The organism is Streptomyces sp. NPDC058758, assembly GCF_042746075.1.
Taxonomy (GTDB): Bacteria; Actinomycetota; Actinomycetes; order Streptomycetales; family Streptomycetaceae; genus Streptomyces.
This window is the reverse complement of the sequence record NZ_JBHYPS010000002.1, coordinates 331,839-351,278: the sequence shown is the minus strand read 5'-3', so window position 1 is coordinate 351,278 and position 19,440 is coordinate 331,839. Positions and strand designations below refer to the sequence as shown.

The following is a 19,440-nucleotide window of genomic DNA, read 5'->3' as shown; positions in this document are numbered from 1 at the left end:
TCCGATATTCATAAAGTGGGGCAATGCGCACCGAGGACGTCCTGGCCGCGATCGCCACGGGCCTGTGGCGCTGGGACAACGCTTCCGGGATCGTCTCGCTCGACGCCGAGGCCGCCCGGCTGCTCGGGCTGCCCGCCGAACCGGTGCGGCTCAGCGAGGCGGCGGTGCGGTCCCGCTTCCACCCGGTGGACTGGAACGAGATCGACGGCGTGGTCCACCTGGCGGTGGCCGAGGGGACGCTCGCCGAGGCCCGGCTGCGGATCATGGACGAGCGGGGCCGGGTGGTCCGTACGGTACGGAGCCGGTCCAAGCCGCTGATCGACGGCGGCGACTACCAGCTGGTCGGCACGCTCCAGGAGGTGGCGGAGCCGCAGCCGGGCACGGCCGGGCCGCACACCCCGATCACCGGCGACTGGCGGCGCTCGCGCGAGGCCTTCCTGCTGGACGCGGGGCGGGCGCTGGCGGAGGCGCGGTCGACGGCCGAGGTGCTGCGGGTGGCGGCCTCGCTGTCGATGCCGGGCTTCTCGCCGGACGGCCTGGCGGTCTTCGGGATGTCGGGCGAGCGGCTGACGGTGATCGGGCACCACGGGCAGCGGGACGGCGACGAGGGCCCCTTCACCTCGATGTCGCTGGCGACGGACTACCCGGCGGCGGAGGTGGTGCGGACCGGGCGGGCGATCTACCTGCCGTCCCCGGAGGAGTACCGGCGCCGCTTCCCGATGACGTGGCCGCTGGCGGAGCCCTTCGAGCGGCAGTCGTGGGCCTTCGTGCCGCTGGTGGTGGCCGGGCGGACGATGGGCGCCTGGATGGCGGCCTTCAAGCACCAGGTGGCCTTCACGCCGGACGAGCGGTCGGTGCTGACGACGGTGGCGCGGATGCTGGCGCAGGCGCTGGCCCGGGCCGGCGTGGCGGAGTCGGAGCGCGAGCTGTCGCTCGGGCTCCAGCGCACGATGATGCCCGTGCTCGGGCCGGGGATCCCCGGGATCCAGGTGGCGGCGCGGTACGTGCCGACCGGCGGCGGGCTCCAGGTGGGCGGCGACTGGTACGACATGATCCGGCTGCCCGGCGGGACGGGCGGCGCGACCGGCGGCGCGGGCCGGATCGCCCTGGTCATCGGGGACGTGCAGGGGCACGACGTGCGGGCCGCGGCGCTGATGGGGCAGCTGCGGATCGCGCTGCGGGCGTACGCCTCCGAGGGCCACCGGCCGGACGCGGTGCTGTCGCGGGCCTCGCGGTTCCTGTACGGGGTGAACGACGGGTACGACGGCTCCGACGGGTACGACGGGGCGGGCGGCTCCGGCGGGCCCGGGGCGGGGGCCCCGGGCGGCGGGCCGCGCTTCGCGACCTGCCTGTACCTGGAGGTGGACCTGGAGACGGGGACGGTGGACATCGCCCGCGCGGGCCACCCGGAGCCGGCGGTCCGGATGGTCGACGGGACGGTCCTGCTCAAGCCGACGGCCGGCGGGCTGCCGCTCGGCATCGACGCCGACACCGACTACCCGACCACCCGGCTGACGCTGGACCCCGGCGAGACGCTGATGATCTGCACCGACGGCCTCCTGGAGACCGGCGGGCACGACCTCGACACCGGCTGGGAGCGGGTCAAGCGGCTCCTGGAGCAGCACCGGGGCGACGACCTGGAGGAGCTGGCCGACACCCTCGTGGACGCCGTCCACGGGCCCGGCTCCCACCACACCACCGGGCCGCTCGCCGACCGGCGCGAGGACGACATCGCCGTCCTGCTGCTCTCCCGCCGGCCGGCCACGGAGGTGCGGCAGACCCCGCGCCGCACCCTGATGACGATCGCCCAGGCCGAACCGGAGCGGATCGCGGAGGCGCGCGAGCAGGTGCGGCAGCTGCTGCACGACTGGACCGACGGGGACCAGCTGGACGCGGCCGTCCTGATGGTCTCCGAGATGGTCACGAACGTGCTGGTCCACACGGACGGCGACGCCCTCCTGACCGCCGAGGTCGCCTGCGGCCCGAAGGCCCGCCGGCTGCGCGTCGAGGTCTCCGACGCGAGCGACGAGCTCCCGCACAGGCGGCAGCCGGGCGAGATGGCGTCCAGCGGGCGCGGCCTGGTGCTGATGGAGATGCTGGCCGACGCGTGGGGCGTCGAACCGCGCGGCGAGGGCAAGACCATCTGGTTCGAACTGGCCGAGCCGACGGGCCCGGAGGGGTGCTGCGCGTAGGCACGCGCGCGTGGCGGGGGGCGCGGGACGCGGGCCTCCGGCGGCGGGTCCCGGGCTTCCGGCGGCGGGCGGCGGACCCCGGGCTTCCGGCGACGGGGCTCGGGCTTTCCGGCGGCGGGGCTCGGGCTTTCCGGCGGCGGGTCCCGGATCGCGGGCGGCATGCGGCGGGCCTCCGGCGGCGTGCGGTGGGCGCGGACCTCGCCGGAGCCCGTACGGCCTCCGGCGCGCGCGGCTCACCCGTACGGCGGAGACTGGTGGGGTACGGCCGCCGGGGGGAGCACGGAGCTCGCCATGGACACCCACAAGGTCGGCAGTGACACCACCGTCCTGGCCGACAGTCTGGAAGTGCCGGGGATCGGCCACATGCCGGTCAACGCCTACGTCGTCACCGCCGCCGAACCCGTCGTCGTCGACACCGGCCTCTCCGTCGAGGGCCGGGACTTCCTCGCCGCGCTCGGCGGGGTGATCGACCCGGCGGAGGTGCGCTGGATCTGGCTCACCCACCCGGACAAGGACCACACGGGCGGGATCTTCGCCCTGCTGGAGGCCGCCCCGCACGCGCGCGTGGTGACGACGTTCCTGGGCGCCGGGGAGATGACGACGGAGCGGGCGCTGCCGATGGACCGGGTGTACTTCCTCAACCCCGGCCAGGCCCTGGACGTCGGCGACCGCGCCCTGCACGCCTTCCGGCCGCCGCTCTTCGACAATCCGGCGACCGTCGGCTTCTACGACGACCGGACCCGGATCTGCTTCAGCTCGGACTGCTTCGGCGGCCCCATGCCGACCGCGGAGATCGCCGAGAGCGGGCACGCGAACGACCTGAAGCCGGAGGACCTGGCGGCCGCGCAGACGATGTGGGCGACGATCGACAGCCCGTGGGTGCACCTGGTGGACGCGGAGAAGTACCGGGCGACCCTGGAGGGGCTGCGGGCGATGAACCCGGAGATCGTGCTGTGCACCCATCTGCCGCCCGCCGTGCGGATGACGGACCGGATGCTGTCGACGCTGGCGGCGGTGCCGGACTCCGATCCCTTCGTCGGCCCGGACCAGGCGGCCCTGGAGGCCATGCTGAGGTCCTTCGAGCCGGGCGCGGCGGCGGTCTAGCCGGCCCCTCCCGCTCCGGCTCCCGCGCCCCCTCCGGCGCCCGCCTCGGCTTCCGCGCGGGAGCCGTAGCGGGCGCGGAGTTCGCCGAGGACGCCGGTGGCGGCGGCCGTCAGGGGGACGGCGAGGAGCATGCCGAGGACGCCGGCCACGGAGGCGCCGGCGGTGATGGCGAGCATGACGGCGGCCGGGTGCATCTGGACGGTGCGGCTCTGGACCATCGGCTGGAGGAGGTTGCCCTCGATGACCTGGACGGCGAGGACGACGCCGAGCACCCACAGGGCGATGACGAAGCCGCGGTCGGCGAGGGCGACGAGGACGGCGACCGCGCCGGAGAGGAAGGCGCCCAGGTAGGGGATGTAGGCGGTGACGAAGACGAGCGCGGCGAGGCCGACGGCGCCGGGCACCTGGAGGACGAGCAGGCCGGCGCCGATGAGGATCGCGTCGACGAGGGCGACGAACGTGGTGCCGCGCATGAAGCCCTCGACGGCCTCGAAGGCGCGGCGGGCCATGGCCTCGGCGGTGTCGCCGGTGGCGGCGGGGACGAGGGAGCGCAGGGAGCCGGCGGCGCGGTCGGAGTCGCGGAGGAAGAAGAAGATCAGCAGGAGGGCGAGGACGGCGGTGGCGAGCATCTGCCCGACCACGCTGAGCCCGGAGATCACGCCGGAGGCGGCGGTCCCGCCGAACTTCTCCAGCAGGGTCCTGGCGTTCTCCGCCAGGTCCTCCAGGGAGGTCCCGGCGGCCCCGAAGTGCTCGGCGATGTCGACGGCGGCCTGCCGCAGCGAGGCGAGGATCTGGTCGCCGGTCTCGATCAGCGCGGCGACCACGATGTACGTGGCTCCGCCGACGACGACGAGGACGGCGAGGACGGTGACGGCGGCGGCGAGGGAGGGGCTCACCTTCATCCGCAGCAGCCGCCGGTAGAGCGGTCCGAGCAGCGCCGTCCCGAGGATGGCGAGGAGCACCGGCGTCACGGCGGCCTTGAAGACCACGCAGAGCCAGACGAAGACGGCGGCGACCCCGGCGACGAGCAGCGCCACGGCGCACCAGGCGGCCAGCTTGCGGGCGGGCTCGGGGAGGAGGGGCGCTCGACTGGTCTGCACCCGTCCATAAGATCACGCCATCGTGGGGGAAAGGCGTACATGACGGGCCGTCCGGGCGACGGCCCGTCATGTCGCTCCCCGGGGCTCGGGGGGTCGCCCCGGGAGTCCTGCGGGGTGTTACTCGCCCATGCCGTGGACGGCCGGGATGGTGCCGAGCCGGCCCGCCTGGAAGTCCTCGAAGGCCTGGCGGAGTTCGGCCTGGGTGTTCATCACGAAGGGGCCGTAGTGGGCCATGGGCTCGCGGATCGGCCGGCCGCCGAGGAGGACGACCTCCAGGTCCGGGGTGTGCGAGTCCTGCTTCTCGTCGGCCCGGACCGTCAGGGAGGCGCCCTGGCCGAAGACCGCCGTCTGTCCGAGGTGGATGGGGCGGTGCTCGGCGCCGACGGTGCCGCGGCCGGCCATGACGTACGCGAGGCCGTTGAAGTCCTCGCGCCAGGGCAGGGTGATCTCGGCGCCGGGGCGCAGGGTGGCGTGGATCATGGTGATCGGGGTGTGGGTGATGCCGGGGCCCTGGTGCCCGTCGAGCTCGCCGGCGATGACGCGGAGCAGCGCGCCTCCGTCGGGGGAGGTGAGGAGCTGGACCTGGCCGCCGCGGATGTCCTGGTAGCGGGGGGCCATCATCTTGTCGGAGGCGGGCAGGTTGACCCACAGCTGGAGGCCGTGGAAGAGGCCGCCGGACACGACGAGGGACTCCGGCGGGGCCTCGATGTGGAGGAGGCCGGAGCCGGCGGTCATCCACTGGGTGTCGCCGTTGGTGATGGTGCCGCCGCCGCCGTTGGAGTCCTGGTGGTCGAAGGTGCCGTCGACGATGTAGGTCACGGTCTCGAAGCCGCGGTGGGGGTGCCAGGGGGTGCCCTTGGGCTCGCCCGGCGCGTACTCCACCTCGCCCATCTGGTCCATCATGATGAACGGGTCGAGGTACTGGTAGTTGATCCCGGCGAAGGCCCGGCGGACCGGGAAGCCCTCGCCCTCGAAGCCCTGCGGGGCCGTGGTGACGGCGAGCACGGGGCGCGGGGCGGCGTCGGCCGGGGCGGCGACGCGCGGCAGGGTGAGCGGGTTCTCGACAGTCACGGCGGGCATGGCGGGACCTCCTTGGTGCGGCCTGAGGGCTCGGTGGCCTTCGCGGCCTGTCCTCGTACCCTCACTTTAGTTGAATGCTGAACTTCTTGCCACCCGGAACGCGGAACGCCCGGGAGGAATTCCTCCCGGGCGCTCTCTTCCCTGGTCTCAGGATGGGTCAGCCGTACATCCGCCGCATCGCGAAGTCCACCATCTGCTCCACGGCCTTCGCGTCGAAGACCATCCGGTGGTCGCCCTCCATGTCGAGCACGAAGCCGTAGCCGGTCGGCAGGAGGTCGATCACCTCGGCGCCGGTGATCACGAAGTACTTCGACTCCTTGCCCGCGTACCGCCGCAGCTCCTTGAGGGAGCTGAACATCGGGATCACCGGCTGCTGGGTGTTGTGCAGGGCGAGGAAGCCGGGGTTGTCGCCGCGCGGGCAGTAGACCTTCGAGGTCGCGAAGATCTGCTGGAAGTCCTCGGCGGCCAGGGTGCCGGTGGTGAAGGCGCGTACGGCGTCGGCGAGGGAGGGCGGCGAGGGCTCGGGGTACAGCGGGGCCTGCTGCTGTCCGTACCCGCCGGGAACCCCGCCCTGCATGCCGTTCGGCATCCCGCCCTGCATGCCCCCGGGCATCCCGTACTGCTGCTGCGCACCCGGATTCTGCTCGTAGCCGTACATGGGCCCTGAGCCTACTGCGTCACAGATCGCCCGGTAGGGGTTGCTCTTATTACCGGTGGGTAGCATCATCGGAGAGAAGAGTGCGCTACTCGTGAGTAGGACCTGCGCCGGAACGGGGCGGGACCGTGAGTGGCCCTCGGTACGAGGAACCCTCCCCGATCTTTACGGAGCCGTCGCCATGGGGCACTACAAGTCGAATCTCCGCGACATCGAGTTCAACCTCTTCGAGGTGCTCGGCCGCGACAAGGTGTACGGCACCGGTCCGTTCGAGGAGATGGACGTCGACACCGCCAAGAGCATCCTCGACGAGATCCGCCGCCTCGCCGAGAACGAGCTGGCCGAGTCCTTCGCGGACGCCGACCGCAACCCGCCGGTCTTCGACCCCGAGACCAACACCGCCCCGGTCCCGGCCTCCTTCAAGGCCTCGTACAACGCCTTCATGGAGTCCGAGTACTGGCGCCTGGGCATCCCCGAGGAGATCGGCGGCACGGTCTCCCCGCGCTCCCTCATCTGGGCCTACGCGGAGCTGCTCCTCGGCTCCAACCCGGCCATCTGGATGTACTCCTCCGGCCCCGCCTTCGCCGGCATCCTCTACACCGAGGGCAACGAGCAGCAGAAGAAGGCCGCCAGGATCGCCGTCGAGCGCCGCTGGGGCTCCACCATGGTCCTCACCGAGCCCGACGCCGGCTCGGACGTCGGCGCCGGCCGCACCAAGGCCGTCCAGCAGGAGGACGGCTCCTGGCACATCGAGGGCGTCAAGCGCTTCATCACCAGCGGCGAGCACGACATGGAGGAGAACATCCTCCACTACGTCCTCGCCCGCCCCGAGGGCGCCGGCCCCGGCACCAAGGGCCTGAGCCTCTTCCTCGTCCCGAAGTACGAGTTCGACTGGGAGACCGGCGAGCTCGGCGCCCGCAACGGCGTCTACGCCACCAACGTCGAGCACAAGATGGGCCTCAAGGCCTCCAACACGTGCGAGATGACCTTCGGCGACAAGCACCCCGCCAAGGGCTGGCTCATCGGCGACAAGCACGACGGCATCCGCCAGATGTTCCTCATCATCGAGTTCGCCCGCATGATGGTCGGCACGAAGGCGATCTCCACCCTCTCCACGGGCTACCTCAACGCCCTGGAGTACGCCAAGGAGCGCGTCCAGGGCACCGACCTGGCCGACTTCATGGACAAGGCCGCCCCCAAGGTCACCATCACCCACCACCCCGACGTCCGCCGCTCGCTGATGACGCAGAAGGCGTACGCCGAGGGCATGCGCTCCCTCGTCCTCTACACGGCCTCCGTGCAGGACGCCATCCAGGTCAAGGAGGCGGCCGGCGAGGACGCGAAGGCCCTCCACGGCCTCAACGACCTGCTCCTGCCGATCGTGAAGGGCTACGGCTCCGAGAAGGGCTACGAGCAGCTCGCGCAGTCGCTCCAGACCTTCGGCGGCTCCGGCTTCCTCCAGGAGTACCCGATCGAGCAGTACATCCGGGACTCCAAGATCGACACCCTCTACGAGGGCACCACCGCCATCCAGGGCCAGGACTTCTTCTTCCGGAAGATCGTCCGCGACCAGGGCGCCTCCCTGAACGCCCTCTCCGAGGAGATCAAGAAGTTCCTCGCGGTCGGCACCGGCGGCGAGGAGCTGGCCGGCGCCCGCGACGCGCTCGCCAAGGCGGCCGTCGACCTGGAGGCGATCGTCGGCAAGATGATCACCGACCTCACCGCCACCGGCGAGGACGTCAAGAACATCTACAAGGTCGGCCTCAACACCACCCGCCTGCTCATGGCCTCCGGCGACGTCGTCGTCGGCTACCTGCTCCTCAAGGGCGCCGCCGTCGCCGCCGAGAAGCTCGCGGCCGGCGCCTCCGGCAAGGACGTCCCCTTCTACCAGGGCAAGATCGCCGCCGCGAAGTTCTTCGCCGCCAACGTCCTGCCCGGCGTCTCCACCGAGCGCCTCCTCGCCGACGGCGTGGACGGCGGACTGATGGACCTGGACGAGGCCGCGTTCTAGTACCCCGGTACCGAACGCACCACGTCCTTACTGGAACGGCCCGTCCCCGGGGAGGGGGGCGGGCCGTTCCGCACGGACGCGGGCCCCCGGAGCGGCCCGGCTCACCCCGCCCGGCACCCCCGGAACGCCCCCGTAAGGTGGGGCGCATGAGCAGCGCAGCCTCCCGACCGGCGTCCGCACCCTTCGGACCCGGCCACACCGATGACCTGATGTCCTTCCTCGCGGCCTCCCCGTCGCCGTACCACGCGGTGGCCAACGCCGCGGACCGGCTGGAGAAGGCGGGCTTCCGCCGGGTCGAGGAGACCGCGGCGTGGGACGGGACCACCGGCGGGAAGTTCGTCACCCGCGGCGGCGCGATCATCGCCTGGTACGTGCCCGAGGGCGTCGCCCCGCACACCCCGTACCGGATCGTCGGCGCCCACACCGACTCCCCCAACCTGCGCGTCAAGCCCCGCCCCGACATGGGCGCCCAGGGCTGGCGGCAGATCGCCGTGGAGATCTACGGCGGCACCCTCCTCAACACCTGGCTCGACCGCGACCTCGGCCTCGCCGGCCGCCTCACCCTGCGCGACGGCAGCCACCGCCTCGTCCACGTCGACCGGCCGCTGCTGCGCGTCCCGCAGCTCGCCATCCACCTCGACCGCGGCGCCAACGACGGGCTCAAGCTCGACCGCCAGCGCCACATGCAGCCCGTGTGGGGCACCGGCGAGGTCCGCGAGGGCGACCTCGTCGAGTTCGTCGCCGGCGAGGCGGGCGTGGACGCCGAGGACGTGGCCGGCTGGGACCTCATGGTCCACGCCGTCGACGCCCCCGCCTACCTCGGCCGCGACCGCGAACTCGTCGCCGGCCCGCGCATGGACAACCTGCTGTCCGTGCACGCCGCCGTCGCCGCGCTCGTCGAGGCCGCCGGCCGCGACGACCTCCCCTACATCCCGGTCCTCGCCGCCTTCGACCACGAGGAGAACGGCTCCGAGGCCGACACCGGTGCCCAGGGCCCCCTCCTCGGCACCGTCCTGGAGCGCTCCGTCTACGCCCGCGGCGGCGGCTACGAGGACCGCGCCCGCGCCTTCGCCGGCACGGTCTGCCTCTCCTCCGACACCGGCCACGCCGTCCACCCCAACTACGCGGAGCGGCACGACCCGACCCACCACCCGCGCGTCAACGGCGGCCCGATCCTCAAGGTCAACGTCAACCAGCGGTACGCCACCGACGGCACCGGCCGCGCGATCTTCGCCGCCGCCTGCGAGAAGGCGGGCGTGCCGTGGCAGTCGTTCGTCTCCAGCAACGACATGCCCTGCGGCACCACGATCGGCCCCATCACGGCCGCCCGCCACGGCATCACCACCGTCGACATCGGCGTGGCGATCCTCTCCATGCACAGCGCCCGCGAACTCTGCGGCGCCGAGGACCCCTACCTCCTCGCCAACGCCCTGGTCGCCTTCCTGGAGGGCTGAGCCGCAGTACGCGTGAGGGCCCCGCTCGCCGGTCGAGCGGGGCCCTCACGCGCGTCCGTACGCGCCCGGGTCAGGCGTCCAGCCCCGCCAGGATCAGCGGGAGGCGGGTCGCGCCCTCGGGGGTGAGCTTCACCGGGACGCCCCAGTCCTGCTGGTGGACGTGGCAGGCCGGGTACTCGTTGGCCGGGTCGTCGTCGCAGGACGCGGCCATCGCGGAGACGTGCAGGACGCCTTCCGCGAGCGCCGGGTTCAGCTCCAGGTCGCGGAAGAGGTCCGTGCCGGTGCCCTCGCCGGAGAGCAGCAGCTCCGGCGGGGTGGCGGAGACCAGCAGGCGGGTCGAGGGACCGTACCGCTCGTCCAGCTTCTGGCCCGTCGGGGCCCGGAAGACGACGTCGAGCCGGAAGGCGCCGGGCGCGACCTCGGTGGCCTCGCGCCTGGTGCGGTGCGCGACCGCCTCCACCCGCACGGCCTCCTCGGGGAGGCGCAGCCGGGTGAGGCGGTGGCGGGCCGACTCGACCACGACGACGTCCTCGCCGACGAGGACCGCGTCGCTGGGCTCGCGCAGGTCCGTGGCGAGGGTGGTGACCTCGCCGGTGGCCGGGTCGTAGCGGCGCAGGGCGTGGTTGTAGGTGTCGCAGACCGCGACCGAGCCGTCGGGCAGGGCCGTCACGCCCAGCGGGTGCTGGAGCAGGGCCTGGTCGGCGGCGCCGTCCCGGTGCCCGAAGTCGAAGAGGCCGGTGCCGACGGCGGTGTGCACGTGCCCGTCGGTGTCGACGTACCGCAGCGCGCTGGTCTCCGAGTCGGCGATCCACAGCCGGTCGGCGGTGGCGGCGAGCCCGGACGGCTGCGCGAACCACGCCTCGGCGCCCGGGCCGTCGACGAGCCCCTCGTTCGTCGTGCCGGCCGCGACCTCGACGGTCCCGGTCTCGGGGTCGTACGTCCAGAGCTGGTGCACGCCGGCCATGGCGATCCACACCCTGCCCCGCCACCAGGCGACGTCCCACGGCGAGGACAGGTCCACGTCGAGCGCGGGCCCGGAGGTCGGCGACCCCTGCCACCACTGCCTCCCGGTGCCGGCGATCCGCTCGACCGCTCCGGTCGCCGGGTCGAAGCGCTGGAGCGCGTGGTGCACGGTGTCCGCGACGACGACCGTCCCGTCCGGCAGCAGCGCCAGCCCCTGCGGCTCCCGGAAGACGCCCTCGTCCCCGATCCGGCGCACCACGGTCTCCCCGTCGGCGGCCAGCTCGACCAGCTGGTGCCGGGTGGTGTCGGAGACCAGGAGGTTCCCGCCCGGCAGCACGACGGCCTTCCCCGGGAACCGCAGGTCGGTCGCGACCGGCTCCGGCGGCACGTACGGCCCGTCGCCGCGCCGCAGCGTCCCCTTCGCCGCGTGCTCCGCCTCCAGCTCCTCCACCAGCGTCCGGATCGCGTTGGCGTGCCCCTCGCCCGCGTGCTGGGCGACGACGTACCCCTCGGGGTCGATCACGACCAGTGTCGGCCACGCCCGCACGGCGTACTGCTTCCAGGTCGCCAGCTCCGGGTCGTCCAGCACCGGGTGGTGCACCTCGTACCGCTCCACGGCGTCCACGACCGCCTGGTGCTCCGCCTCGTGCACGAACTTCGGCGAGTGCACCCCGACGATCACGAGCGTGTCCCGGTGCTTCTCCTCCAGCTCCCGCAGCTCGTCGAGGACGTGCAGGCAGTTGATGCAGCAGAAGGTCCAGAAATCGAGCAGGACGATCTTCCCGCGCAGGTCGGCGAGGGTGAGGGAGTCGCCGCCCGTGTTCAGCCAGCCGCCCTTGCCGATCAGCTCGGGGGCACGGACGCGGGCACGGGAACGGGGGGCGGGCGCGGGGGTGGGCGCCGGGGCAGCGTCGTTCATCCTTCAAGCTTGCCATCCGCTCATGAAGGGCCCGTGAAGGGCCCGCCACGGGCGCATGGGGTGCGGGTGGGGGGTGTACGCAGGGGGTGCGCAGGGGGGTGGGGCGCGCGGACTGGCGTACGCAGGGGGTGCGGGCGCGCGGACGGGCGGGGTGCGGGCGTATGGGGTGCGGCCGGGCGTAGGGGCGTAGGGGCGTAGGGGCGTAGGGGCCCGTACAGACGTGTGGGTGCACGGGCGTACGGGTGGATCGGTGGGGCCGGGTGGGGGGTGTGGGCGTGTCCCGGGGCGGGTGGGCGGCGGAGGGGGCGGTGGCATGGGCGCATGACGCATGCGGGCAGATCATCGGACTACTCGTGCTTCCGGGGGAAGCGGGCCGTCCGGGTCGGGGCCGGGCTCCTCGCCGGGGTCCTCGCCCTGCCCTGCCTCGTCCTCACCGGCGAGGGCACGGCGCGGGCCGGCGGCGCGGGCGACAAGGCGCTGCGGATGACCGTCACCGTCAACACCCGCGGCCACAGCGGGCAGCGGCCGCCCGCCGTGCGGGCCGGGGCCGAGGTGGTGAAGAGGTACCTGCTGGAGAACCGGGGCGAGGCCGACCTGTACGGGGTCCGGGTCCGCGACCCGGGCGTCCCTGCGGGCGCCGTCCGCTGCCCCGGGCGGCCGCTCGGGGCCCTCCGCGTCATGGAGTGCGTCGCCCGCTTCCGCGCCCTGCCCGGCGACCACCGGGCCGACGCCCGCGCCGAGGGCGGTATCCCCTCCCTGGGCCGGACCCTCACCGCCACCGCCCCCTCCGGGTACGCGGGCGTCGCCGGGGCCCTCACGCTGGCCGAGCGGGTGACCCCGGCCCGGCGCGCCGGCACCGCCGTCGTCACGTACACCGTCGCCAACCGCGGCAACCGGACCCTGCACGACGTGCGCGTCACCGACCCGGGCCTCGGGCTCTCCGGGCGGGGCGTCGACTGCGGCGCGGGCCCGCTCCGGCTCGCCCCCGGCGCCTCCGCGCGCTGCACCGCGACCGTGCGGCGGCCGCCCGGCACGCACCGCAGCGCCGGCCTCGCCACCGCAACCGACCGGGTCGCCACCTACGCCCCCGGCGGCCGGCGTCTCCCCGCCCCCCTGCTCACCGCCCGCGCCACCGGCTCGTTCACCGTCCCGGAGGAACGGAGGAAGCCCCCGGCGCCGGCCGCGGGGGACGCGGAGCCGGGGCGTGGGGGCGGGGGCGCAGGCGGGGGCGGGGCTGGAGGCGGGGGCGGGGGTGGGGGCTCACGGCCGGTGGCCGGAGGGGCCGGGGGAGCCGCCGGGGCCGGCGGTGTGCCGGGGGGACCGGGCGCTCCGGGCGCTGTCGGCGCTCCCGGGGCCGCGGTGCCCGCGCCCGCCGCGGGGGTGCTGCCCGTGGGGCCGCCCGCGCCCGACCCCGTACCCGACGCCGTACCGCCCGAGGTCGCGGCGGGGGCCGGGGAGGGGACTGCGGCGGGGGCCGGGGCCGGGCTCGCCGCCGAAGGGGCGGAGGAGGCCGGGCCCGGAGCCGTACCGCCCGGGACCGTGGCCCCCGGAGTCGTACCGCCCGGTCTCGTACCGCCCGGAGCCGTACCGCCCGGAGCCGTACCGCCCGGGGTCGCTCCGCCGCGTGCCGAGACGCCGCCCGAGGCCTCGCGCCGGGCGGCGACCCTCGCGGGTGAGGGGTTCCTGGGGCGGGTGCGGCGGCGCGGGCAGGAGGCGGGCGAGATGGGGACCGTCGTGATGCTGCTGCTGATCCTGCTGCCGGCGGCCCTCGCCGCCGCCCTCCTCGGGAACCGGAGGTCCTGACCCGTGGCCCTGTTCGAAACGCTCTTCGTCGTCCTGGGCGTCGCGCTGCTCGGCGCGCTCGCCGTCGTGGTCAAGACGCGGCTCTTCCCCGCCGCCGAGGACGAGGAACCGCGCGAGGACGTCGCCGAGTACATCGCCATGATGGTCTCGGTGCTCTACGCCATCGTCCTCGGCCTCTGCCTGGTCTCCGTCTGGGAGACCCGCAGCTCGGCCTCCGACAACGTCCAGGCCGAGGCGAGCGCCCTGCACCAGACGTACCTGCTCGCCGACGCGCTCCCCGCCGACCGGCGCGAACCGCTGCGGGCGGCGGCCCGCACGTACGCCGACCACGTCGTGGACGTCGAATGGCCGATGATGGCCGCCCGCCGGCCGCTCGACCCGTCGGGCTGGCGGCTGCTCGAACTGCTCCGCCAGGCCGGCGAGGTCGACGACACCGCCAGCGTCTCGCAGCAGATCGCCGCACAGGAAGTGCTCGCCCAGCTCGGCAACATGGACGACGCCCGGCGCAACCGCGAGGCGGCCGCGCAGGAACGGCTGTCGCCGGTGCTGTGGACGGGGCTGATCCTCGGCGGCTTCCTCACGCTCGCCTTCATGTTCATCTTCGGGATCAGCCGCAGCACCACCCACATGGTGATGGTGATGGGCCTGGCCGGCTTCATCGCCTTCACCGTGCTGCTGATCCATCAGCTCGACGCGCCCTACGGGGAGGTGCTGGGCACCAGCCCCGACGCCTTCACCCGCTATTTCGCCTGAATCCGCGATCCCTCTGTTTCACGTGAAACAGAGGGAGGGGAGACATTCCGTATGAAATACCTCGTACGGGAAAAGATCTTCGCGATCGGCGACGACTACTGGATCGAGGACGAGGACGGCCGGCACGCCTTCCTCGTCGACGGCAAGGCGCTGCGGCTGCGCGACACCCTGGAGCTGAAGGACCCGGACGGGCGGGTGCTCGTCACCCTGCGGGAGAAACTCCTCAGCCTGCGCGACGCGATGACCGTCGAGCGGGACGAGCGGCCGCTGGCGACCGTCCGCCGCAAGCGGCTCTCCCTCCTCCGCAACCACTACCGCGTGACGCTGGTCGACGGCACCGAACTGGACGTCAGCGGGCGGATCCTGGACCGGGAGTTCGCCGTCGAGTACGACGGCGAACTCCTCGCCCACGTCTCCCGCCGCTGGCTGCGCGTCCGGGACACGTACGCGGTGGACGTGGTCCGCGAGGACGCCGACGCGGCCCTGCTCATCGCGGTGGCGGTGTGCGTGATCCGGATGGCCGAGCGGGAGGACTAGAGCGCGGACGCCTTGCCGAGCGCCTGCTCCAGGTCCGTCCACAGGTCCTCGACGTGCTCGATGCCGACCGAGAGGCGGACCGTGCCGGGGCCGATGCCCGCGGCCTCCAGGGCGGCGGCGTCGAGCTGGCGGTGCGAGGTGGACGCCGGGTGCATGACCAGCGTCTTCACATCGCCGAGGGAGACCGAGAGGGAGGCCAGCCGGACCGCCTCGACGAAGGCCCGGCCGGCGTCCCGGCCGCCCGCGAGGTCGAGCGAGACCACGCCGCCCGCGCCGTCCGGCAGCAGCCGCTCGGCGATCGCCCGGTCCGGGTGGCTCGGCAGCCCGGGGTGGCGGACGGCGGCGACCGCCGGGTGCGCTTCGAGGCGGGCCGCGAGTTCGGCGGCGGAGGCGCAGTGGCGCTCCATCCGCAGCGACAGGGTCTGCATGCCGCGCAGGGTCAGCCAGGCGGCGAACGGGTCGGTGGAGGCGCCGAACTCGTTGGCGAAGTGACGCAGCCGGGCGAGGAGTTCCGGATCGGCGAGGGCGACGACGCCGCCGAGGACGTCCGCGTGGCCGCCGAGGTACTTGGTCGCCGAGTGGATGACGAGGTCGGCGCCGAGCGCGAGCGGGCGGCAGAGCAGCGGGGAGGCGAAGGTGTTGTCGACGGCGACCGGCACGCCGGCCGCGCGGGCGACGGCGGCGAGGGCCGGGATGTCGGAGACGCGGGTGGTGGGGTTGGCGATGGTCTCCAGGTAGAGGAGCCGGGTGGTGGGCCGCAGCGCGGCGGCGACCTCCTCCGGGTCCGTGCCGGAGACGTAGCTGACCTCGACGCCCCAGCGGGCCGCGAGGTCGGTGAGCGTCGCGTACGTACCGCCGTACAGGCAGCGCTGGGCGATGACGTGCCCGCCGCCGTGGAGCAGTCCGAGCAGGACGGTGTTGATGGCGCCCATCCCGGAGGCGAAGGAGAGCGCGCCGGCGGCTCCCTCCAGACGGGCGACGGCGTCCTCCAGGGTGCGGACGGTGGGGTTGCCCATGCGGCTGTAGAGGAAGGAGTCGCCGGAGCGCATGGAGTCGGCGAGGGCGTCGGCGGACTCGAAGGCGAAGACGTGGCCCTGGTGGAGGGGGACGCCGAGCGGCACGCTGCCGGTGACCTCGACCCGGGGCGGGTGGACGGCGAGGGTCTCGGGACGGAGCCCGTCGGGCGTGGCGGAGTGATCGCGTTCGCTGCTCATGTCCCCAGTCTCGGCGGGCGGTTCACCGGGCCCCAGGGCCAATCGCGGAGGAGTGGATTGGTCCGGGGCGCGGAGGGGCCCGGCCGAAGGCGCGTCCGCCGCTCGTGCGAGGGTCGGGGGATCCGGCTCGCGAAGGGAGCGCCATGCACACCACCGTCACTCCGTTCACGCTGCGTCCGTGGCGGGAGGGGAAGGGGTACGGGCGGCGCTCCGGCTGGCGCGGCACGTCGGCGGAGTTCGGCGAGGTCACGGTGGAGGCGCCGCTGCGCCAGACCGTGCCCGAGACGATCGTCTCGGAGCTGCGGGGCGGCCTGCTGCCGGAGGCGTCGTACGAGACGCGGGGCGTCCACACGGACCTGATCCGGCTGCCGACGCTGAACCGGGCGACGCTCCGGCTCGGCGGCGCGCTCGTCCGCATGGAGCGCAACCGCTTCGGCGTGACGGCCCGGCAGCGGGGGCTGCGGCTGCGGTACGGCGGCGACGACTACCGGCTGTGGGCGCGGGGCGGCCGCTCCTGGACGCTCGCCCGGCGGGCCGACGCGGAGGACGCGGGCGTCCGGGTGACCGTGCGCGGGGCGGGGCGGCTCGGCGGGCGGCGCCTGGAGGTCACGGTGACGGGCCGGGCCCTCGCGGCGGACCTGGCGCTGGCCCTCGTCTTCGCGGGCGTGGACCGCGCGGCGCTCACCCGCGGCGGGTCGGTCCGCGCGGCCTTCTCCCGCGTCACCCGGCTGTGGGCGGAGGTCCGGTCCTAGGCGGTCTCCGGGGCCGGTACGCGACCAGGTCGATCGGGTCCTCGTGGGGGTACGCGAGGCGGGGCAGTCCTTCGACGGCGAGGTCGCCGCGCAGCCAGGCGAGGAGGACCTCGGTGAGGGAGCCGGTGAGCGGGGGGCCCACGCGCGCGTGGCGGGGGTCGATCGCGAGCGGCCACGTCTCGGGGTCGTCGCCGTCGGCGAGCCAGCCGAGCTGGTCGCCGTCGATGGTGGACGCGAAGGTCAGGAAGCCGCGGGGCTCGGGCCAGGCGGCCAGCGGATGGAACTCGGGGTGGTCGGCGCGCAGGGAGCGGTAGTTGTCGGCGTACCACTCGGCCCAGGGCGCGAAGTCGTACGGCTCGGCGCCCCAGGGCAGGGGGAAGCGCAGCCACTCGCACCAGACGCCGCCGCCGTACGTCTCCATGAAGCGGACGTACGCGCTGGGCAGGGTGGTGCCGAGCCGGTCGTACGTCCACTCCCAGTCGCGGCCGCCGAGGTACGGCTCCGCGGGCGGCGGGACGAGCGCGGTGAGGGTGTCGAGGCCGGTGCCGCCGCCGGTGAAGGCGGCCCGCTGCTCCGGGGTCGGGGCCGGGCGGCGCGGCGGCGGGGTCCAGGCCGAGGTCACGTCCTCGGCGAGGGCGCTGCGGGCGAGGGTCCGGGGGAGGCCCTCCTCGACGAGGAGGGCGAGGGTGGGCAGCAGGGTGGTGCCGGTGCGGCGCCAGGGATCGCCGCCCCTGCGCTCCTCGTGCGGGTCGTGCAGCACGACCGGCCACGCGTCGGGGTCGTCCGAGGCGGTGGTGTCCCAGAAGAGGGTGCCGGAGGTGCGGGTGGAGCCGAAGGGGAGGACGCCGGGGGGCCGCCCGCCGGGCCTCCTCGCACCAGCGGCCGTAGTCGAAGGCGTCGGCGCCGTACGGGGTCTGGATCCAGAGCCGTTCGCCGAGGTCGACGGGGCCGTAGGCGGTGGCGACCGCCTTGTAGTCGGCGGGCAGCCGGAGCCCCAGCCACTCCTCCACCGCGTCCCAGTCGACCGGTATCGCGGGCCCCCGCGGCGGCGGTCCGAAGAGCGCGGCGAAGGCGGTGACGGCGTCGTCCCGGGGAGCGCCGCTCACCGGGCCCCCGCCCGCCGGGGCGCGGCGACGCCGAGGACGCGGTCCTTGAGGGCCGGGAACTCCTCGCGGATCGCGGCGGGCTTCGCCGGGTCCAGGACGACCCGCAGGACCTCCTCGCCGGGGCCCGCCTCGGCCAGGACCTCGCCCCACGGGTCGACGACCATCGAGTGGCCGGCCTGCTCGACGCCGGCGTGGGTGCCGGCCGTGCCGCAGGCGAGGACGTACGCCTGGTTCTCGACGGCCCGCGCCTGGGCGAACAGCCGCCAGTGGGCGCGGCGGCGGGCGGGCCAGCCGGCGGGGACGACGAAGGCTTCGGCGCCGGCGTCGACGAGCCCGCGGAACAGCTCGGGGAAGCGCAGGTCGTAGCAGGTGCCGACGCCGACGGTGAGGTGCGGCAGGTCGAAGGTGACCAGGTCCTCGCCGGCGGCCATGAGCACGGCCTCGCCCTTGTCGAAGCCGAAGCGGTGGATCTTCCGGTAGGAGGCGGCGAGTTCCCCGTCGGGGGAAAAGACGAGGGAGGTGTTGTAGAGGGCGCCGCCGACCGCCTCGACGAAGGAGCCGGCGTGCAGCCAGACCTCGGCGTCGCGCGCGGCGGCGGCCATCGCCGTGTAGGTGGGGCCGTGGAGGGGTTCGGACTCGGGCCCGAAGAGGTCCGCGGCGAAGGCGCCCACGGGCCACAGCTCGGGGAGGACGACGAGGTCCGCGGCCCCGCGCTCCTCCCGTACGAGACGGGCCGCGCGGGCCCGCCGGTCGGCGACCGGTTCGTCCGGGTCTACCGCGATCTGGATCAGCGAGGCGCGCACACTACCACCGTCCTGGCGTTGAAGCCGTCAACACCGGCCTACGATCGTCACACGAAAGCACTGCCGGGGTGCTCCCGGGGAGCGTAACTTAGCGTCCGAGCCTCCCATTCCACTGTCGCCCAGTCGTGTTTTCAGCCCGCACCGAAGAACGTCGAGGGGTCCCGTGACCGTCCATCCCAGCCTCCAGAACTACGCCGACGCCTGGACCCACTCCATCGAAGCGATAGCCGAGCTGGTGCAGCCGCTCGTGGAGGGCGAGTGGAACCGGGCGACCCCGTGCCCGGGCTGGTCGGTGCGCGACATCGTGTCCCACGTGATCGGCATGGAGACGGAGATGCTCGGGGACCCCCGGCCGATCCACTCGCTCCCCCGTGACCTGTACCACGTGCGCTCCGACTTCGCCCGCTACATGGAGGTGCAGGTCGACGTCCGCCGGCACCACACGGCGCCGGAGATGACCTCGGAGCTGGAGTACGTCCTGATCCGCCGGGCCCGTCAGCTCCGCAACGAGAACCGCTCGCCCGACCACGTCATCCGGGCCCCGCTGGGCGCGGAGCAGACCCTGGAGCAGGGCTACCGGCTGCGGGCCTTCGACACGTGGGTGCACGAGCAGGACCTGCGGGTGGCGCTCGGGGTGCCGGGGAACCTGGACTCCCCGGGCGCGCTCGTGGTGCGGGACCTGCTCCTGGAGGCGCTGCCGAAGGTGGTCGCGAAGGACGCGGGCGCGCCGGCGTCCTCGGCGGTCGTGGTGGACGTGACGGGGCCGGTGGAGTTCCTGCGGACGGTGCGGGTGGACGCGGAGGGGCGGGGCTCGATCGACGGGGCGCCGTCGCTGGGCCCGGCGGTGACGCTGGCGACGGACTGGGAGACGTACGTCCGGCTGGCGTGCGGCCGGGTCCGGCCGGCCGACGTGGCCGACCGGATCAAGGTCGAGGGCGACCAGGACCTGGCCGACGCGATCCTCGCCCACTTCGCGGTGACGCCGAACTGAGCC

16 protein-coding genes are annotated in these 19,440 nt (G+C 74.1%); 9 read left to right on the top strand and 7 right to left on the bottom strand.

Annotated features, from left to right (window positions below; translation table 11 throughout):
- Window positions 1-23: 23 nt before the first annotated feature.
- Together ACFW6A_RS04445 and ACFW6A_RS04440 are read left to right on the top strand one after the other, a co-directional pair.
- Window positions 24-2,192 carry a SpoIIE family protein phosphatase gene (locus ACFW6A_RS04445; protein WP_351844872.1) on the top strand — a complete coding sequence of 723 codons (2,169 nt, stop codon included), beginning with the start codon at window positions 24-26 and terminating at the stop codon, window positions 2,190-2,192.
- A gap of 291 nt (window positions 2,193-2,483) precedes the next feature.
- Window positions 2,484-3,296 carry an MBL fold metallo-hydrolase gene (locus tag ACFW6A_RS04440; RefSeq protein WP_351844874.1) on the top strand — a complete coding sequence of 271 codons (813 nt, stop codon included), beginning with the start codon at window positions 2,484-2,486 and terminating at the stop codon, window positions 3,294-3,296.
- On the opposite strand, the gene ACFW6A_RS04435 is transcribed toward ACFW6A_RS04440, so the two are convergent.
- The 3 genes from ACFW6A_RS04435 to ACFW6A_RS04425 form a co-directional block, all read right to left on the bottom strand.
- A complete protein-coding gene (locus ACFW6A_RS04435) occupies window positions 3,293-4,396 on the bottom strand; it encodes an AI-2E family transporter (RefSeq protein WP_351844876.1) in 1,104 nt (367 codons plus the stop codon). The genes ACFW6A_RS04440 and ACFW6A_RS04435 overlap by 4 nt on opposite strands.
- 117 nt (window positions 4,397-4,513) lie before the next feature.
- Window positions 4,514-5,476, bottom strand: coding sequence for a pirin family protein (locus ACFW6A_RS04430; protein WP_351844878.1), 963 nt, complete (start codon window positions 5,474-5,476; stop codon window positions 4,514-4,516).
- Between the two features lie 157 nt (window positions 5,477-5,633).
- Window positions 5,634-6,134 carry an SseB family protein gene (locus tag ACFW6A_RS04425; RefSeq protein ID WP_351844880.1) on the bottom strand — a complete coding sequence of 167 codons (501 nt, stop codon included), beginning with the start codon at window positions 6,132-6,134 and terminating at the stop codon, window positions 5,634-5,636.
- A gap of 178 nt (window positions 6,135-6,312) precedes the next feature.
- Here ACFW6A_RS04425 and ACFW6A_RS04420 point away from each other — a divergent pair, with 178 nt between their 5' ends.
- Together ACFW6A_RS04420 and ACFW6A_RS04415 are read left to right on the top strand one after the other, a co-directional pair.
- Window positions 6,313-8,142 (top strand): acyl-CoA dehydrogenase, encoded by a 1,830-nt coding sequence (locus ACFW6A_RS04420; protein ID WP_351844882.1) that lies wholly within the window; start codon window positions 6,313-6,315, stop codon window positions 8,140-8,142.
- Between the two features lie 146 nt (window positions 8,143-8,288).
- Window positions 8,289-9,596, top strand: a complete 1,308-nt coding sequence (locus ACFW6A_RS04415) for a M18 family aminopeptidase (RefSeq protein WP_351844884.1) — start codon at window positions 8,289-8,291, stop codon at window positions 9,594-9,596.
- A gap of 70 nt (window positions 9,597-9,666) precedes the next feature.
- On the opposite strand, the gene ACFW6A_RS04410 is transcribed toward ACFW6A_RS04415, so the two are convergent.
- Window positions 9,667-11,478, bottom strand: a complete 1,812-nt coding sequence (locus ACFW6A_RS04410; RefSeq protein ID WP_351844886.1) for an NHL domain-containing thioredoxin family protein — start codon at window positions 11,476-11,478, stop codon at window positions 9,667-9,669.
- Window positions 11,479-11,799: 321 nt separating this feature from the next.
- Here ACFW6A_RS04410 and ACFW6A_RS04405 point away from each other — a divergent pair, with 321 nt between their 5' ends.
- The 3 genes from ACFW6A_RS04405 to ACFW6A_RS04395 are packed head-to-tail and all read left to right on the top strand — an operon-like array spanning window position 11,800 to window position 14,571.
- Window positions 11,800-13,281, top strand: a complete 1,482-nt coding sequence (locus ACFW6A_RS04405; RefSeq protein ID WP_351844888.1) for a hypothetical protein — start codon at window positions 11,800-11,802, stop codon at window positions 13,279-13,281.
- A 3-nt stretch (window positions 13,282-13,284) separates the two neighbouring features.
- Window positions 13,285-14,034 (top strand): hypothetical protein, encoded by a 750-nt coding sequence (locus ACFW6A_RS04400; protein WP_351844890.1) that lies wholly within the window; start codon window positions 13,285-13,287, stop codon window positions 14,032-14,034.
- Window positions 14,035-14,085: 51 nt separating this feature from the next.
- On the top strand, window positions 14,086-14,571 hold the full coding sequence (locus tag ACFW6A_RS04395; protein ID WP_386638561.1) for an LURP-one-related/scramblase family protein: 486 nt from the start codon (window positions 14,086-14,088) through the stop codon (window positions 14,569-14,571).
- Here the strand turns inward: ACFW6A_RS04395 and ACFW6A_RS04390 are convergent.
- Window positions 14,568-15,785: an aminotransferase class I/II-fold pyridoxal phosphate-dependent enzyme gene (locus ACFW6A_RS04390; RefSeq protein ID WP_351844894.1), complete on the bottom strand. Its 1,218-nt coding sequence runs from the start codon at window positions 15,783-15,785 to the stop codon at window positions 14,568-14,570. The two genes, ACFW6A_RS04395 and ACFW6A_RS04390, sit on opposite strands and share 4 nt — an antisense overlap.
- A 143-nt stretch (window positions 15,786-15,928) precedes the next feature.
- On the opposite strand from ACFW6A_RS04390, the gene ACFW6A_RS04385 reads away from it, so the two are divergent.
- Entirely contained in the window at window positions 15,929-16,537 is a 609-nt protein-coding gene (locus ACFW6A_RS04385) for a hypothetical protein (RefSeq protein ID WP_351844895.1), read from the top strand.
- On the opposite strand, the gene ACFW6A_RS04380 is transcribed toward ACFW6A_RS04385, so the two are convergent.
- A complete protein-coding gene (locus tag ACFW6A_RS04380) occupies window positions 16,506-17,297 on the bottom strand; it encodes an SMI1/KNR4 family protein (RefSeq protein ID WP_386638558.1) in 792 nt (263 codons plus the stop codon). The two genes, ACFW6A_RS04385 and ACFW6A_RS04380, sit on opposite strands and share 32 nt — an antisense overlap.
- 342 nt (window positions 17,298-17,639) lie before the next feature.
- Window positions 17,640-18,446, bottom strand: a complete 807-nt coding sequence (locus tag ACFW6A_RS04375; protein ID WP_351844899.1) for a carbon-nitrogen family hydrolase — start codon at window positions 18,444-18,446, stop codon at window positions 17,640-17,642.
- A gap of 163 nt (window positions 18,447-18,609) precedes the next feature.
- Between ACFW6A_RS04375 and ACFW6A_RS04370 the strand changes: the two genes are divergently transcribed.
- Window positions 18,610-19,437 (top strand): maleylpyruvate isomerase family mycothiol-dependent enzyme, encoded by an 828-nt coding sequence (locus ACFW6A_RS04370; RefSeq protein ID WP_351844901.1) that lies wholly within the window; start codon window positions 18,610-18,612, stop codon window positions 19,435-19,437.
- Window positions 19,438-19,440: the final 3 nt, after the last annotated feature.

Bases quoted from the DNA above. Each gene is read 5' to 3' on its own strand.
- ACFW6A_RS04425 (WP_351844880.1), bottom strand. From the start codon at position 6,134: ATGTACGGCTACGAGCAGAATCCGGGTGCGCAGCAGCAGTACGGGATG.
- ACFW6A_RS04445 (WP_351844872.1), top strand. From the start codon at position 24: ATGCGCACCGAGGACGTCCTGGCCGCGATCGCCACGGGCCTGTGGCGC.
- ACFW6A_RS04385 (WP_351844895.1), top strand. From the start codon at position 15,929: ATGCACACCACCGTCACTCCGTTCACGCTGCGTCCGTGGCGGGAGGGG.
- ACFW6A_RS04430 (WP_351844878.1), bottom strand. From the start codon at position 5,476: ATGCCCGCCGTGACTGTCGAGAACCCGCTCACCCTGCCGCGCGTCGCC.
- ACFW6A_RS04410 (WP_351844886.1), bottom strand. From the start codon at position 11,478: ATGAACGACGCTGCCCCGGCGCCCACCCCCGCGCCCGCCCCCCGTTCC.
- ACFW6A_RS04395 (WP_386638561.1), top strand. From the start codon at position 14,086: ATGAAATACCTCGTACGGGAAAAGATCTTCGCGATCGGCGACGACTAC.
- ACFW6A_RS04440 (WP_351844874.1), top strand. From the start codon at position 2,484: ATGGACACCCACAAGGTCGGCAGTGACACCACCGTCCTGGCCGACAGT.
- ACFW6A_RS04415 (WP_351844884.1), top strand. From the start codon at position 8,289: ATGAGCAGCGCAGCCTCCCGACCGGCGTCCGCACCCTTCGGACCCGGC.
- ACFW6A_RS04390 (WP_351844894.1), bottom strand. From the start codon at position 15,785: ATGAGCAGCGAACGCGATCACTCCGCCACGCCCGACGGGCTCCGTCCC.
- ACFW6A_RS04420 (WP_351844882.1), top strand. From the start codon at position 6,313: ATGGGGCACTACAAGTCGAATCTCCGCGACATCGAGTTCAACCTCTTC.
- ACFW6A_RS04405 (WP_351844888.1), top strand. From the start codon at position 11,800: ATGACGCATGCGGGCAGATCATCGGACTACTCGTGCTTCCGGGGGAAG.